This window comes from Ruminococcus albus 7 = DSM 20455, from assembly GCF_000179635.2.
GTDB classification, from domain to species: domain Bacteria; phylum Bacillota; class Clostridia; order Oscillospirales; family Ruminococcaceae; genus Hominimerdicola; species Hominimerdicola alba.
The window spans coordinates 319182-335479 of the sequence record NC_014833.1 but is presented as its reverse complement, the minus strand read 5'-3'; the positions used below and the strand labels follow the sequence as shown (position 1 = coordinate 335479).

12 protein-coding genes are annotated in these 16298 nt (G+C 44.9%); 5 read left to right on the top strand and 7 right to left on the bottom strand.

All coding sequences use genetic code 11. The annotated features are described in order from the left end of the window. The first annotated feature begins 269 nt into the window (after nt 1-269). The gene (locus RUMAL_RS01600; protein ID WP_013497067.1) at nt 270-1766 is read left to right on the top strand and encodes an FMN-binding protein; all 1497 of its coding nucleotides are present in this window, start codon (nt 270-272) and stop codon (nt 1764-1766) included. A gap of 217 nt (nt 1767-1983) precedes the next feature. On the opposite strand, the gene RUMAL_RS01595 is transcribed toward RUMAL_RS01600, so the two are convergent. Next, nucleotides 1984-4749 carry a glycosyl hydrolase gene (locus tag RUMAL_RS01595; protein WP_013497066.1) on the bottom strand — a complete coding sequence of 922 codons (2766 nt, stop codon included), beginning with the start codon at nt 4747-4749 and terminating at the stop codon, nt 1984-1986. 180 nt (nt 4750-4929) lie between these two features. Here RUMAL_RS01595 and RUMAL_RS01590 point away from each other — a divergent pair, with 180 nt between their 5' ends. Continuing rightward, nucleotides 4930-7158, top strand: a complete 2229-nt coding sequence (locus RUMAL_RS01590; RefSeq protein WP_013497065.1) for a substrate-binding domain-containing protein — start codon at nt 4930-4932, stop codon at nt 7156-7158. Nucleotides 7159-7335: 177 nt separating this feature from the next. On the opposite strand, the gene ppdK is transcribed toward RUMAL_RS01590, so the two are convergent. The 4 genes from ppdK to RUMAL_RS01570 all read right to left on the bottom strand — a co-directional run bounded on the left by ppdK (nt 7336) and on the right by RUMAL_RS01570 (nt 12090). Next, nucleotides 7336-9960, bottom strand: a complete 2625-nt coding sequence (gene ppdK, locus RUMAL_RS01585; RefSeq protein WP_013497064.1) for a pyruvate, phosphate dikinase — start codon at nt 9958-9960, stop codon at nt 7336-7338. 321 nt (nt 9961-10281) lie between these two features. Continuing rightward, nucleotides 10282-10491: a helix-turn-helix transcriptional regulator gene (locus RUMAL_RS01580; RefSeq protein ID WP_013497063.1), complete on the bottom strand. Its 210-nt coding sequence runs from the start codon at nt 10489-10491 to the stop codon at nt 10282-10284. A 4-nt stretch (nt 10492-10495) separates the two neighbouring features. Continuing rightward, on the bottom strand, nt 10496-10852 hold the full coding sequence (locus tag RUMAL_RS01575) for a DUF6442 family protein (RefSeq protein WP_013497062.1): 357 nt from the start codon (nt 10850-10852) through the stop codon (nt 10496-10498). A gap of 302 nt (nt 10853-11154) precedes the next feature. Then, nucleotides 11155-12090, bottom strand: coding sequence for an NAD-dependent epimerase/dehydratase family protein (locus tag RUMAL_RS01570; protein WP_013497061.1), 936 nt, complete (start codon nt 12088-12090; stop codon nt 11155-11157). A 421-nt stretch (nt 12091-12511) separates the two neighbouring features. On the opposite strand from RUMAL_RS01570, the gene RUMAL_RS01565 reads away from it, so the two are divergent. Genes RUMAL_RS01565 through mnmL form a run of 3 tightly spaced genes read left to right on the top strand, consistent with a single transcriptional unit; the run spans nt 12512 to nt 15650 of the window. Next, nucleotides 12512-13888: an MBOAT family O-acyltransferase gene (locus tag RUMAL_RS01565; protein ID WP_013497060.1), complete on the top strand. Its 1377-nt coding sequence runs from the start codon at nt 12512-12514 to the stop codon at nt 13886-13888. Nucleotides 13889-13902: 14 nt separating this feature from the next. Beyond that, a complete protein-coding gene (locus RUMAL_RS01560; RefSeq protein WP_013497059.1) occupies nt 13903-14718 on the top strand; it encodes a hypothetical protein in 816 nt (271 codons plus the stop codon). Next, nucleotides 14715-15650, top strand: a complete 936-nt coding sequence (mnmL, locus tag RUMAL_RS01555; protein WP_013497058.1) for a tRNA modification radical SAM protein MnmL/YtqA — start codon at nt 14715-14717, stop codon at nt 15648-15650. The genes RUMAL_RS01560 and mnmL overlap by 4 nt, the downstream gene beginning before the upstream one ends. 37 nt (nt 15651-15687) lie before the next feature. Here mnmL and RUMAL_RS01550 read toward each other — a convergent pair whose 3' ends face one another. Together RUMAL_RS01550 and yabP are read right to left on the bottom strand one after the other, a co-directional pair. Next, entirely contained in the window at nt 15688-15963 is a 276-nt protein-coding gene (locus RUMAL_RS01550; protein WP_013497057.1) for a hypothetical protein, read from the bottom strand. Continuing rightward, the gene (yabP, locus tag RUMAL_RS01545) at nt 15960-16232 is read right to left on the bottom strand and encodes a sporulation protein YabP (RefSeq protein WP_013497056.1); all 273 of its coding nucleotides are present in this window, start codon (nt 16230-16232) and stop codon (nt 15960-15962) included. Before yabP ends, RUMAL_RS01550 begins: the two co-directional genes overlap by 4 nt. Nucleotides 16233-16298 lie beyond the last annotated feature (66 nt).

The following is a 16298-nucleotide window of genomic DNA, read 5'->3' as shown; positions in this document are numbered from 1 at the left end:
ATTAGTTAGCCGCTACTATCCGCATGGATAATTATACTATATCACCATGAAATAATCAAGAGTATCTTTAAACGAATAAGGCACTGATTAGTCTCACCTAATCTAACATAATGACGAATTCACGCAAAGTTAGCCAAGGCTAATTTTGTGAATATTAACTTTTCGTAAAAATATATAATATTTAATTGACAACATCGCTCACATAAAGTATAATATCTCATTGAAGTTAGTCGTATAAAACGAACGACAGAATGTGAGGTAATAAAAATATGTTATTTCTTATCGCTCTGACCATCGCGGTGCTGTTCTCAGTGCTGTGTGCGGGTGCTCTAAAAAAAGCTCCCGCAGCATTCTATATCGGCGGCACGCTGATATCGGTACTTATGATAGTACTGGCACAACAGCCCGTAGAAAATATCATTATACGCAAGTATGTCATAGGGCTTTTTTCAAGAGGTGCACTGGCGGGTGCACTGTGGATGGTCGTAATGGGTATGCGCGTACTCCCCGACGGAAGCAAGGCTATAAAGCGCCTGATGCCAATAAGAGGCGAGCTTTCCATCTTCTCGGCAACAGTAACGCTGTCCCATATAGTATTCTTCGGGATATCGTATATAAAACAGCTGACCAACCCGAATTTCAGCAAAACAGCAGACTTCCTGCTCACCTGTGTGGTATGTGCGGCACTGGTGCTGATAATGGTACCGCTTACAGTCATATCTTTCAAGAAGATACGCAAAAAGATGAACGCAAAAAAATGGAAGAATATACAACGTGCGGCATACGTTTTCTATGCGCTGATATATCTTCACATCATCATACTGTTTATACCCAAGGCTAAGGCAGGTATAGAAGGTTATTTCTTCAGCTGTGTTGTGTATACTGCAGTATTCGGAGCTTACATGATCCTCAGAATAAGAAAGTGGTACGTAAAGAAGAAGTCCCCGGAAAGCAAGGCATGGCTGAATATCGCAAGTACAGCTTGTGTAGTGCTGCTTACCGGTATCATCGCTTTTTGCAGTTACGGCAAACCTCAGAACAAGGTAAAAACGAGCAGACCCGCTTCAAAGACCATCAGTATAAAGAAGAATACCGACACTTCTCCGACAGACGGCGAAGACAGAGCGGCATTAAGGCTGAGTGCAGACAATGACGGCACTTTATCGACTGCCGCAGGCGACAGCAGTTCTTCCGACAGCAAAAGTTCATCAGACAGCAGTTCTTCAAAAAAGGACAGTTCAAGTTCCGGCAAGAAAGACAGTTCTTCGGATAATGATGATAAAGACGAAGAAGGGCACGAAGAAGATCAGGAACAGCAGGATGAGCATGAAGACACGGAAGATCATGAAGACCAATCAGAACACAAAGAACAGCGTGAAGAACACAAAGACAACAGACAGGAAGAAAAACATGAGAAGCAGGAAGAACAGCGTCAGGAAGTAAAAGAGCCTGTTCAGACTCAGCCGCCTGTCACTGCGCCTCCCGAGCCTGAGTACATCTACAACAACGGCACCTATGAGGATAAAGCTTACGGTTATGACGGAGATGTACACGTCACCATAACCATTGAGAATGATGTCATCACTGAAATATCAGCCTATTCCGATGAGGAAGAACCCGAGTATTTCGACTCAGCATATGAGAAGATCGCAGGTGATATCCTCTATTACCAGAGTTATGAAGTTGATGCAGTATCAGGCGCTACCTACAGTTCAAATGCCATAATGAATGCTGTTAAAAAATGCCTTGAACAGGCAAGAAAATAAAAAAGAACACCGTCATACCGTGATGATGTTCTGATCCCTATAAGGACCGAAACGGCAGTGTACTTGATGTGCACTGCCGTTTGCGGTCATATATTGGTAGTATGAATCTATATGCCAATAACAACTCCTGCATGATCGGATCAAACGCGATCAACACGCTTTTATCGTTCCATAATGAAGTGTTACTGGGAGGGGAATTTCTGATCCAGTAAACCGATCACTTTACAGTAACTCTTACATAGTTCTTGATAGCGCCGGCAGTATCCCATTTACCACCGACCTTAGCAGCTATAGCGACCCTGTATGTCATGCCGGGTGTCAGGTTCTTGGGAGTTGTATATGACATAGTGGAAGACGGTATGGACTGAGTCTGGATCCTCCACTTTCCTGCCAGATAAACTGCGATACCGTAGTTCTGAGCATTCTTCACTGCGTTCCATGTAAATCTGATCTGATGATACTGAGAGCTGTAGCTTACACGGATATTATCGGGATAAGTCTTTTCGCTATTCTGATTGCCCGAGTGGACATTTGCGTACATAGTTTCCGCCCAAAGCTTTCGCATAGCTTCGTATCCGTCTGAACTGGGGTGTACCCCATCGCTGCTGAGATATTCTGTGTGTTCTCTGAAGAATTTATCAAAGTCGGGTCCGTGAACGATCTTAGAGCCGTATTCCTGATAGAGTTTATCTATCATCGCATTATAATAGCCTGTATTAGAGCCAACATCCTTATTGGTAGCATACGGTATCTTAGGCAGAACAGGAGTTTTACCTGCTGCGATAACGGCATCTACCATGTACTTTACATTCTCATAATACCGCTGTGTATTGTTTGGATTGCCCCACGCATCATTAGTGCCATAAGCGATGCTGACATATTTTGCGGAGTTGTCGCGAAGCCAGCTATCTATAGCATTTTTGCCGTCAGAACTTAATGTACCGCCTATACCGCCATTCTGCTGAACGGGATAATACTTCGGATCAATACGGTTCATAAACTCTGCAAAGCTTGTACCATAACAGTTGACCATACTTCCCGCAGTGATGGAATCACCTAAGAACAGCCAGCTGTCAGATACTCCTTCAGAAGCGTTATGCACATCAAAATTCAGCTTAACAAGTCCGTTATCTGATTTTTTTACATTAAGTCTTATCCAGTTGTATCCCTGCATATCAATGTAATGCTGGCGAGAGCTGTAGTGGTTATCATTAACTGTTGCGGCAGTTACCCAACCGTCAGCAGGATAGGAACCTCCCGGTGCGGAATTGAGTTCAATTGTGTAATTTACAGGCTCATTACTTTTATTGACGTAATATCCGATGTTATCAAAGGTACCTGTATTGTACCATGCCGCAAGTACCTGCTTCCTGTCTGAACTTGGAACAGAAGAAAGATCATAAGCAAGGTATGCAGGTGCATTTGCAGACCATTCCGTATAATAATAGTTGTCATTTCCGTCAGAGGCTCTTCCTGCACTAGCGTATGCAGGAACATTACGGCTGATGATATTATTGGGATGACCGGAAGAATATTTAACGGACACCGCAGGAAGTTCCTGAGGTGTATCATTGTTGCCTGCCGAAGTATAGTGATATACATCAGGCAGTTCATCAAGTGTCAGCACATAGTCGCTGGTATATACGTGCTTCACATACGAAGCTGTATTTATAGCATGACTATCAATGAACGAAGTGTGCCATGTCATAAACCACAGCCATTTTGCACCTTCCGCTGTCAGCTTATCGGGATCGGGTATAGGACCGTTCTCGTGCAGGCAAACGGCTTTATTGGTGACCTGTGCTGCTTTCTGATATATACCGACGAGTGAATTGGTATTGTCTACGTAAGTATCAGCTCCGACAATATCTACATATTCATCACCCGGATACCAGCCGCTGTTGACGTCTCCGCAATAACCAAGATTCCAGATAAGATTGTCAAGTCCCCATACATTGGTATAGCGGTCGTACATTATCCTCCAGAGCTTTTTGAAATTATCAGCTCCACCTTTGCCCCACCAGAACCACTTACCGTCAAATTCGTGGAAGGGACGCCATATAACAGGTATGCCTGCCTGCTTCAGTTCCAGCAGTGCCTTTGCACCCTTGTCCATACCCGCTATGAGTTTATTGTACTCATTTGTTCCGGGAGTCAGCGCCTTGTTCCAGTCAAGATCAGTTGCAAGTGCCTCCGAGTGGCTTCCGCTGAAATCACTTCCACAATGCCAGCATATCGTAACAATGCCGCCTTTTGCATACCATGCTTTTGCACGACGGTTGCAGCCTGAAAAGTCATCGCCCATATAGTCAAGTCCGCGAAGGGCAGGATATTTTCCGCTGGCGTTCTTGATGATATTCATTTCATAATCTTCACTGCCCATCCAAGTGGACTCCTGCTGACCAGAAATAATATGATCCCCGTAAGTATCACACAAGAAACTGTATAGGGACTTCGCCTGTGCAGAAGCATTCGGATTGGATAGGGATGTATTTATGTTTCCTACAGATACCTCGCTTTTATCTATCGTCAGTTTATCAAGATAGGTCCAGCCCCAGGATCCCTGAATGGTAATCTTGTTTGCTCCCTTATCAAGGTATGCCAAGGTGCTGACTTCCGCAAATTTATTCTGACCTGTGTAAGCACACTGTATCTGTCCGATATTCTCACCGTTGATAAGTATGTTCTGGTATTTTCCGCCTTCATCAAAGGGCTGACTGTAACGCAGTGTCAGCTTGTACATACCTGCACTTGCCATATTGGCTGATATGGTAACAGAATCGCCTGCATCTTTCAGGTCGATGACTTTACCGCCGCTTGCACCTGTCAAAGACAGTACTTTTGTAGTGTTCTCTCCTGCATCATAAATGGTTCCGTTTTCCAGCTCATAGCTGTTTCCTGCCGCTGTTGCCTGAAGCGGGAACTGCGAGACCGTTCCTGCCGCCATTGCAGCGATCAGTGCTGCTGAAATAAATCGTTTCATGAATATAACCTCCTTGAGTATACATTCCGGACCTTATACTGAACATTATAAATCATCATCTCCAAAAATGAAATGATTTTTCGCACCAAAAAATATGCGTTTTGCCCCAAACATAATAAATAATCTATTGACGGCAGGAAATCGTATGTGTATAATAGGTATATGAAGGAGGTGGTCACTGTGAATAGCAGAGGACGTATCGGTGTTATCGTTCCGCACCTGATCAATAATCTTGATGTCAAATTTGTAGAAGTCATCCATAAAACATTTATCCATTATGGATATGATACCATTCTGCTCTCAGGCATTATAAACTTCATGAACGAAATGATAGACGAGGATTACAATAAGGGATTGATCAACATTTATGATCTGATCATTTCATCCGACTTTGACGGCTTTATCTTTCTGGCAGACCTGTTTTGCAGTGACAGACTGCGGAGCCGTATTTTTGATATGATCCGCAAAACCGAAAAGCCCTGTGTTGTGATCGGTTATCAGCAGGATGAGTTTCCGGTGATAACTATGCCCGAAAGTGAGCTTCTGTACTTGTCAGCCGAACATCTTATACGCAAGCATAATTGCCGCAGGTTATATTGTATCGGTGGTCATAAGGGAGATGAAAAATCAGAGCTCCGTATCTCAGGCTTTCGCAAAGCAATGGATAAGGCAGGTCTGCCGTATGATGAAAGCTGTATCTTCTACGGAGAATACTGGAGTACAATACCTCATGAAATCGGTATACAGCTTGCCGAAGGAAAGATACCCTTACCGGATGGGATCGTTTGTGCAAGTGATATCATGGCAGTTGAGCTTTGCCGCACACTAAGATCACATGGTATCTGTGTACCGGATGATATAAAGATCACAGGCTGTGACGGCGATCTGATATCATTGACCGAGTATGTTTCCATAACTACTGTTGCCGGGCAGGCGAGATATTGCGGCAGACGTTCTGCCGAACAGCTGCTCAGGCTCATGGGGTATGAGGTAACTGAATCAGATGAACACGATTTCTCACTTGTGATCGGTGAAAGCTGCGGCTGTACAGATATCAGAAATATCGAACAAAACAATGCGCTTTCAGAGATCCGTGATTATGCAGGCTCATTTTATCGGCTAAAGCAAAGCTATCGTTTAGGAAGCTGCGCTAACATCCTGAGCAAGATGTCGGAATGCAGCACCCCCGAAGATGTAATGCGCACAACAGGCGAATGTATTTTTATGATACCCGGCTTCACAAGGGCAGAAATATGCTTGTGTGAAGACTGGAAAAGAAATTTTCAAAATCCTGCTCTTTACAGACGCGGCGGATTATCATCAAATATGCTGCTCGGTTTTGAATCAGCCGATAACTGTATCAATACATCTTTTTCCAAATTTCCTTCTTCTGAACTGCTTCCTTTTTTTACACAGCCTCATAGTCCTCAGCTGACAGTTGCAACTTCGCTTCACTACAAAGGGCAGATATTTGGATATATATGTTTCAGTTATAAAAATGCTGCTGATATCATTCTTGATGATTATCTGATGAATTGGTGCGATTCAGTCAGCGTCGGGTTGAACATCGTACAGAATATAATGTATAAAACTTATGTCAATAAGCGGATCGAGGCTATATCGGAATACGCACCGATACTCGGTATATACAACAAACGCGGGCTGATCGGGCGGCTGACGCAGATAATAATGGATGACAGTGAAACATCCATGACGCTTACGATCATTTCGTACTTACAAAATGAAAAGAAAAAATATCCTGTTCCGCCGATCCACGCGATCGTCAACGCCCTCAGGATCTCATCTCCCGAAGAAATGCTGCTTGCAAGTATCGAAGATGATCTGATCGTTATCGTCAGCAGCGAAAGCGATCAAAACGGCCTGCATCGGGATTGGGCAAGAGAAATCGCAGACAAAATGGATACGATCTATAAAGGTACGGTAGTGATCGAACCCGAAAACATTGTCTTTCTTTCTGAAAAGATATCGTCGGCAGACATATTCAGTTTCTCAGAAATACTGGATACTGCCGTTCAGAACATCAAAGGCAAAATACTTTCCATGCAGGCAGGCATTTTCAGTTATAGGGATACATTCACATCGCTGCGCGAAAGTATATTCAATTCTCCGCATAATCCATGGAACGTAAAATCTATCACAAGAAGTCTCGGGATAAGCAAAAGCCATTTTCAGAGAATATACAAGGAATTATTCGGTACAAGCTGTAAGGAGGACATCATATCAGCAAGAATGGACAGTGCTGAATACCATCTGATACATACGGAACTATCTGTTACGGAGATCGCTGAACGCTGTGGATATCATAACACCAGTCACTTTATCCGACAGTTCAAAAAGAAAAACGGAGTATCGCCAAACGAATATCGAAAAACAAAGGGAGAGAAATAACAAAAAAGCCCCGTACCAACGGTGTATAAACACCGTCGATACGAGGCTTTGATTTTTTATCGTATGTTCTGCCTGCTTAAAGACAGAACACAATATATCGCTACTGATCTTACATTAATAGCTTCCACAATTTCAAAGGGTGTATAAAACTCCCATGAAAACGCGGCTTTAAAACTATTACTTAGAAGCGATAGCAGCCTGAGCTGCAGCCAGTCTTGCGATCGGCACTCTGAAAGGAGAGCAGGATACATAATCCAGACCGATCTTGTGGCAGAACTCTACGGAAGTAGGATCGCCGCCGTGCTCACCGCAGATACCGCAGTGGAGTTTAGGATTAACGGGCTTGCCGAGCTTGATAGCCATTTCCATCAGCTTGCCAACACCAGTCTGATCCAGCTTAGCGAAAGGATCGTTCTCGAAGATCTTCTTGTCATAGTAAGCGCCCAGGAACTTGCCTGCGTCATCTCTGGAGAAGCCGTAGGTCATCTGAGTCAGGTCGTTAGTACCGAAGCAGAAGAAGTCAGCGTTTGCAGCGATATCGTCAGCAGTCAGAGCAGCTCTGGGTATCTCGATCATAGTACCAACTTCGTACTTCAGATCAGAACCTGCAGCCTTGATAACAGCGTCAGCAGTCTCAACTACAACCTTCTTAACGAACTTGAGCTCCTTAACATCGCCTACCAGAGGGATCATTATCTCAGGCTTAACGTTCCAGTCAGCGTGCTTCTTCTGAACGTTGATAGCAGCCTTGATAACAGCAGCTGTCTGCATCTTAGCGATCTCGGGATATGTTACAGCCAGACGGCAGCCACGGTGACCCATCATGGGGTTGAACTCGTGGAGACCAGCGATCAGAGCCTTGATATCCTCAACGGACTTGCCCTGAGCGTTTGCCAGTGCCTTGATATCCTCTTCCTCAGTAGGAACGAACTCGTGGAGAGGAGGATCCAGGAATCTGATAGTAACAGGGCAGCCTTCCAGAGCCTCATACAGAGCCTCGAAGTCAGCCTGCTGCATAGGCTCGATCTTAGCCAGAGCAGCTTCTCTCTCTTCAACGGTGTCAGCGCAGATCATCTCTCTGAATGCTGCGATTCTGTCAGCCTCGAAGAACATGTGCTCGGTACGGCACAGACCGATACCCTCAGCGCCCAGCTCTCTAGCCTTCTTAGCGTCAGCAGGAGTATCAGCGTTAGTTCTAACCTTCAGAGTTCTGTACTTGTCAGCCCAAGCCATGATTCTGCCGAACTCACCTGCGATCTGAGCGTCAACGGTAGGAATGATACCATCATAGATGTTACCTGTTGTACCGTCGATGGAGATGTAGTCACCCTCCTTGAAGGTCTTTCCGCCCAGCTCGAACTTCTTGTTAGCTTCGTCCATCTTGATGTCGCCGCAGCCGGATACGCAGCACTCGCCCATACCTCTAGCAACAACGGCAGCGTGAGAAGTCATACCGCCACGAACAGTCAGGATACCCTGAGCAGCCTTCATACCGGTGATGTCCTCAGGAGAAGTTTCCAGTCTTACCAGAACTACCTTCTCACCCTTCTCAGCCCATTCAACAGCGTCATCAGCTGTGAATACGATCTTACCGCAAGCAGCTCCGGGAGAAGCGCCCAGGCCCTTACCAACAGGAGTAGCTGCCTTCAGTGCCTTAGCATCGAACTGAGGGTGAAGCAGAGTATCCAGGTTTCTGGGGTCGATCATAGCAACAGCTTCCTGCTCGGTCTTCATGCCCTCATCAACGAGATCGCAAGCGATCTTCAGAGCAGCCTGAGCAGTTCTCTTACCATTTCTGGTCTGCAGCATGTAGAGCTTCTTGTTCTCAACAGTGAACTCCATATCCTGCATATCGTGATAGTGGTTCTCCAGAGTCTGGCAAACTTCCTTGAACTGAGCGAATGCCTCAGGGAAGGTCTCAGCCATCTGCTGGATAGGCATAGGAGTACGAACACCTGCAACAACGTCCTCGCCCTGAGCGTTAGTCAGGAACTCACCCATCAGCTTCTTCTCGCCTGTAGCGGGATCTCTGGTGAATGCAACGCCTGTACCGCAGTCGTCACCCATGTTACCGAATGCCATAGACTGTACGTTAACAGCAGTACCCCAAGAGAAAGGAATATCGTTGTCACGTCTGTAAACGTTAGCTCTGGGGTTATCCCAAGAACGGAATACAGCCTTGATAGCGCCCATCAGCTGCTCCTTAGGATCGTCAGGGAAATCAACGCCGATCTTAGCCTTGTACTCTGCCTTGAACTGGCCAGCCAGTACCTTCAGGTCTTCAGCAGTCAGCTCAACGTCCTGAGTTACGCCCTTTTCTTCCTTCATCTTGTCGATCAGCTCTTCAAAGTACTTCTTGCCGACCTCCATAACAACGTCAGAATACATCTGGATAAATCTTCTGTAGCAGTCCCAAGCCCATCTGGGGTTGTTGGACTTCTCAGCGATAGTGTTAACAACAGTTTCGTTAAGACCCAGGTTCAGGATTGTATCCATCATACCGGGCATGGAAGCTCTTGCACCGGAACGAACAGAAACGAGGAGAGGATTCTCCTTGTCACCGAACTTCTTGCCTGTGATGCCTTCCATCTTTACGATATACTCATTGATCTCCTTCTGGATCTCTTCAGAGATACCGCCGTCCTCATAATACTGTGTGCAAGCCTCGGTAGTGATAGTGAAGCCCTGGGGAACAGGAAGACCGATGTTGGTCATCTCAGCCAGGTTTGCGCCCTTACCGCCGAGCAGCTCTCTCATGTTGGCATTACCCTCAGAGAAGAGATAGCAATACTTAGTTGCCATAGGTTATCTACCTCCAAAAAATTTTGAATTCCGTTTTTTTTGCACAGCACACCGCTGGACAATTTACGGTCATAAATATATTATAACAGATTTCCGCCAAAATTACCATAGTTTGCGGCAATTTTTAGTTAGAAAATTTTCAACAATATTTATATAACACTTCTATGCACATTCTACAAAAACGGCCTTTTGACGCACTTTTTAAGAATGAAAAATAAATGGGATATGAACAGTGCTTTTTACCTATTCACTGTGTATACATCTTAAATATCATAATACGTCAAAAAAATCCCCGTCCGCAGTACGGAAAGGGATTTTTCATCAATCAAAGTAAAACAGCTCCTCGAATTTTTTATCCAGGGCTATACATATTATAAGTGCAAGTTTCGCAGTAGGGGAAAACTGCCCTGTCTCAATGGAGCTTATGGTATTTCTCGATACGCCCACCATTTTCGCAAGTGCCCCCTGAGATATCCTCTTTTCTGCGCGAGCTTCTTTCAGGTGGTTTTTCAGAATTAGTGTTTCGTCCATAGCATCAAATTCTTCGTATAAAACCTGTTGGCATAACTGTGTCAACATAATAAAATATGGCTATTACTATCAAATCTACGAACAAAGCCACTGTCAACAGCACAAAACAGATCAAATCTTTCTTCTTTTTGGAAATTATTGATTTATTTCTATATTTGATCGCATTGTCCAGTGTTGTTATCAAAAGGTACCCAGCATTGATATGATGAGCAAACAAAAAATCCAGAACAAACAGCCCTATACAAATATAGAACAACACCGCGTGTGTTTTAATAGCACCTTTTTCGCACGCTTCCCTTTCAGCTAAGTCTTCATATTCATATTCTTCGCGGCTCATTGCCAATACTCTTTCTTTATCCATAGTCATCTTCCTATCTTGATATGCACAGTTTTATTGGTATTCTGCCAAGTTTACTTGGTATGACTGTATTATATCACTGCCAAGTGTACTTGTCAAGATTTTGCACAGTCAACTTGGCAGCTTTGTAGATATGCATAATTCTTCACCTAATTTTTGTATACTCATTACCACACTTAATAAAATTATGTCATAAAGATTTCCGTCCGTTTTCGCCTGTTTTTCAAAAAAGTATACTATAATTATCAGGTATGGTCATTAACGAAAAAGCACCCCCGATAAACAGGAGTGCCTTGGATACATTATTATTTGGTATTGCCGAGATTCCACCTCATGGGCGCGATACGCTTGGCGCGGGTATTATCGAACAGCCAATTGTTATAGGTGAGTGTAGGATCAAAATAACGATAATCCGCTCTCATCTTGCCCTTATTGAACAGCATGGCTTTTTCACTTCCGGGTGAACGCTGTATGACCGCACCGATACGGTGACGTTCTTTTTCATACTCGATTATCTCATGGGCGTTAGTCTGCCTGGAATCACAGACATTATACACACCGCCGTATCTGCCCTGAGGCACAGAGATTATGCCGTTTATAAAATCTATCAGATTGAATACACAGCAGAAAGTATATCCGTAATCGCCATCACCAAAAACATAGCCTACATTTTCTTTGTTGTCATAGACGTGTGCGTGGAGGTTATCCGTATGCTCGGCATCGTAGACAGGTGCCGCCCTTGCGACTACCTCTATGATATCGCTTTTTTTGAAAGCCTTCTCCATCAGCTTCTCGCTGGTGAGCTTCATTTCAGAATAGTAGGTAAAAGCCTTTTCAGCAATAGTTTCCCTGATAGGTTCCCTGCCCTTCTGCAATCCGTATACATCTGTGGTACTGAGGAGCACGAAGCATCCGACACCGCTTTTTGCTGCCGCAGCATAGATATATTTATCGGTCGCTTTGCTCTTCCTTATCTCAGCATCCGTTATAAGCGGATCGATATCATTATCAACTGAATTTGCCAGATGAACAACAACATCGATATGGTTGTTATCCATTATCTCGCTTACTGTCTTTTTATCTGTGATATCACACTGTACGAAGCTATAATTGGGATCTGACCCAATAAAATCATTCGGTTTTGAATCGACCGCATAGACACGATGTTTTTTGTGCAGCAGACTTGACGTCAGATACTGACCTATCATGCCGCTGGCACCTGTAACAAGTATTGATGACATCTCTGTCACTCCCCTTCCAGAACGCGCCTCTCCCCTCACAGACGCCACGCAGGCTGTCAGTGCCATAGTCTGCATCAATAATAAACCGGATGTATCGTGTCTTCACGATATGATAGGCGCACTATCATAATTCTATATGATAATATTATAACACACTTTTAATATTTTGCAATATATGATGGTTAAAAAAATAAAAATTTAGATTTTCTTTATAAATTCACTTGCCTAATTTTGTGAAGTGTGCTAAAATGTAAATAGACTATATCACAGCCGTATCATCTTGCAGACGCGATCGCTATAAGCCGCGTAAAATCGGCAGCAAATGCGCACTGCCTTTTATCATCGGCAATAGGATGCGGCAACTGATCAACGACATTTTGAGTTCAGTTAAATTGAACTTGCTATATAAGGAGAAAATAACTTGACTTACACAGACCTCATTTTTTTGTTCGGACTATTTCCGCTTTCGGCAGTATTATCCATGCTGGACAGAAGTTCAGAATATAAGAATATGATACTGATAATCACATCGCTGCTGTTTTTCAGCTGGGGCAGACCCTTTGCCTTGTGTCTGATATTTCTTTCACTGATAGCAGACTGGGCATTCGGCCTGGCTGTTGATTCTCTGCGAAAGAAAAGCCGCCCTGCTGCAGCTGTCGTCACCGCAGCCGACGGATTGATGAATACAGCGCTGCTGCTGATATTCGGCAACAATTACCTGTTTGAGGGAACAAAGCTTGGAATGGATGCGTTGATACTGCCTGTGGGTATAGGTTACTACGCGCTTAGAGGGTTCTCATACGTATCCGATGTATACCGCGGCAAGATAAAGGCTGAAAAAAACGTATTCTGTATAATGACTTATATGGTATCCTTCCACCTGATGTGTGCGGGTCCCGTTGTGCATTACGGTGATATGGAAAAGCAGATAAGAAAGCGCGAGGTAACCACAGACAAGCTGAATGCAGGTCTTAACAAAATGATCTGGGGTCTCGGCAAGATAGTACTTCTTTCAGAGGTATTCCGCAAGATACGCGCAGCCGGTCTTAACGGCAGCGAGATAACCACACTTGGCTGCTGGCTGGGTATGCTGGCATTTTTTGCACAGTACTATTTTATATTCACTGGACTTTGTGATATGAGCCGCGGTCTTAGCCTTATGGGAGGATTCATGCTTCCGATAAACTATAGGGATATCGAAGCTGACGAACTTTTCACGGGCATGGTAAAGAGTTATAATTCAACAGTTATCGCTTTTTTCAGCGACCTGCTCGGGATACCTGACAGCAAGTCAAAGATACGAAATGCTGTCGGAGCTGTAATATGCGGCGGACTTATGGGACTCTGGTACGCAGTAAAGCCCACAAGCCTGATGGTAGGGCTCGCAGCAGGACTGCTGGTGGCGCTGGAACAGCTTTTCCTTAAAGCTATACTAGCTAAGCTGCCTGTATTTTTCAAGTATGTATATCTGGTACTTACAAGCCTTGTGATATTCGGAGTACTTGAATTCAAGGGATTTTACGGCTACCACAAATGGCTGAAGGGACTTATAGGTTCAGGTGTGAAGTACACCCTCAGCGTTGCTGTAAGAGATGCTGTGCTAAACAATATCGTACTTATAATAATAGCGTTCTGCATTGTATGTACGCCTGTTCGCAAGCTGATAACCGGTTCTGCGGATAAGCTTTCATCCCAGAGCAAACGCTCCTATGGTACAATACGCATCTGCAAGACCATAGCAACTGCTGCTGTGCTTATAATAAGCGTTATAACACTAGCTGCAAATGCCGCAGTATGAGAACGGAGGAAAATATGGAAGATCAATTCAGCAAGCTTAGAGCAGAATCCTCCGGGATAGACCTGCCCGATGAGTGCGCGGAAAATGACCGTGCTGTGAGATATCTCGCACTTGAAACAGGTGTGGGGCATTACGATAATCTGAACCTGCTGGTACTTTCTGTACTTATGATATTCATATCCGTATCATTTCTGGCTGTAAGCAGTGGAAAGATACGCAGTGAGGAAGAACTGATACTGACAAAAAAAAGCTTTCTCAGCGGTGAGTTTACAAAGGGACTTGAAGAAAGATATATCCGTGAGCTGCCTATTCCCGAACAGATGAGATCGGCAGAAGAACATATATCATTCCTTTACGGCATCGGAAATACCATAAGCGAAAAAAGCAGCGGCAACTATGATATCCTTCGTGAACGTCAGCTTGAAGATGCCGAGCACAATGCATTCGAGCCCGATGACGAGGAACGTGATGAGAACGCCGTTACCACTAAGGCTGTAATGACCGACAAGGACGGCAATACACTCACCGAACCTGCCGACGCAGAAACTGCTCCGGGAGGAGGAACAACAGCGGTAGCAAGACCGGATTCCACTTCCAGGACATTCACAACATCCGAAAATGATGAAGATATCACCACCACAAACAACAACGCTCCGCCTGTGACAACAACCACTACCATCATAACAGTACGGACCGAACCCTCACAGAATACGGATGATATCTCCGATCCGCCGGACACAGATCCACCGATCACAGATGAGCCTGATTCAAAGCCTGATACGGACCCCATCGACACAGATCCGCCCACGATAGATGAACCTTCAGAATGATGTATGCATTTGAATATTCCGATGACAACAAGCGCTATCACAGCTATAATTACTACCTAAAAAAACGCTTCGGCAAAAAGGTATATAAAGTACCGCTGAATATAGACCTCGGCTGTCCCAACCGTGACGGTACGAAAGGCATCGGCGGATGCGCTTTCTGCTCAGCCAGGATGAGCGGAAATTTCGCAGGTGATCCCCGCAGGAGCATCGAGGAGCAATATTCTCAGGTGCGCACCATTATGGAAAAGAAATGGGCAGATGCACTCTGTATACCATACTTTCAGGCAGGCAGCAACACCTATGCAGACATAGGCGTACTGAGAGAAATGTTCTCAGCTGCCCTTGAACTTGATAACGCAGTAGGTCTAAGCATCGCCACACGCGCCGACTGTATAGACCGCGAGAAAGCAGAAATGCTCGGGGCCCTTGCAAAACGCACATATCTTACAGTAGAGCTGGGCTTGCAGACAATATTTGACAGCACTGCCATCGCCATGAACCGATGTCACACTTATAATGACCTTCTGGAGGCATACGAACTTCTTCGTGCAGAGGACGTAAATGTGTGCATACACCTGATAAACGGTCTGCCTGGCGAAACGCCCGATATGATGCGAAGATCGGCATACACGATCGGACAGCTGGATATACACGCAGTAAAACTTCATCTGCTTCACGTGCTTAAAGGCACCTCTCTGGCAGATATGTATGAACGCGGAGATCTCCGCACACTGGAACGTGACGAGTATATAGGCATCATCTGCGACCAGCTGGAACTGATCCCGCCAAAGGTGATAATCGAAAGGCTCACAGGCGACGGCGACCGCAGTGAGCTCATAGCACCGCTTTGGAGCCGTGATAAGCGGCGTGTGCTTAATGGCATCGACATGGAAATGGTTCGCAGGAACGCGTATCAGGGGGATAAGATATAAAAGGTATACCGTCCGCATAAATGTGCAGACGGTATTTTTATTTTGCCTTGCTTCGGAGTACAGCATACAAACATCTTACTGCACAGAAACCGATAGCTGCCCCTGCAGCAACAGGATATCTCAGATGACCTTCTATACCTACGCCAAGTATGAAAAGGCAAAACGAGAACATCAGCACCGCCAGCATATCACCGATAAAACGCATCCACCCGGGACAGTGCAGCTGCGGCAACGAGAGCAAGCCCCATATCATACCCAGTATGACCCCGGAGGGCAGCCCACCCAGCTGCCCTGCAGCTTCAAACAATGTCATCTCAACAGCTTACCGAAAAAGCCAAGCTTTTTTACAGCATCTCGCTGACCGTAGACAACAGCGGATATCTCACCATCAATATTCAGTTCTCCGTTCTCAACGCTGAGTTCGCTGATATGGAGTTTTTCTCCCCTGATAGTAAGTTCTCCCAGCTGAGTATACAATACCACTGTATTCTCATCAAATCTCTCAACATCGTTCACACCTGTCAGCATCAGTTTGCTGCGATCTTCCAGTATGGCGTTATGCCTTCCCTGTATTTCTGTCATATAGCAGCCCTCCTTTTCGGTATATCATATGCTTCGCATCACCTGTATATTACGCGAATCGTGGAA

Bases quoted from the DNA above. Each gene is read 5' to 3' on its own strand.
- RUMAL_RS01600 (WP_013497067.1), top strand. From the start codon at position 270: ATGTTATTTCTTATCGCTCTGACCATCGCGGTGCTGTTCTCAGTGCTG.
- RUMAL_RS01595 (WP_013497066.1), bottom strand. From the start codon at position 4,749: ATGAAACGATTTATTTCAGCAGCACTGATCGCTGCAATGGCGGCAGGA.
- ppdK (WP_013497064.1), bottom strand. From the start codon at position 9,960: ATGGCAACTAAGTATTGCTATCTCTTCTCTGAGGGTAATGCCAACATG.
- RUMAL_RS01580 (WP_013497063.1), bottom strand. From the start codon at position 10,491: ATGGACGAAACACTAATTCTGAAAAACCACCTGAAAGAAGCTCGCGCA.
- RUMAL_RS01575 (WP_013497062.1), bottom strand. From the start codon at position 10,852: ATGGATAAAGAAAGAGTATTGGCAATGAGCCGCGAAGAATATGAATAT.
- RUMAL_RS01570 (WP_013497061.1), bottom strand. From the start codon at position 12,090: ATGTCATCAATACTTGTTACAGGTGCCAGCGGCATGATAGGTCAGTAT.
- RUMAL_RS01560 (WP_013497059.1), top strand. From the start codon at position 13,903: ATGGAAGATCAATTCAGCAAGCTTAGAGCAGAATCCTCCGGGATAGAC.
- mnmL (WP_013497058.1), top strand. From the start codon at position 14,715: ATGATGTATGCATTTGAATATTCCGATGACAACAAGCGCTATCACAGC.
- RUMAL_RS01550 (WP_013497057.1), bottom strand. From the start codon at position 15,963: ATGACATTGTTTGAAGCTGCAGGGCAGCTGGGTGGGCTGCCCTCCGGG.
- yabP (WP_013497056.1), bottom strand. From the start codon at position 16,232: ATGACAGAAATACAGGGAAGGCATAACGCCATACTGGAAGATCGCAGC.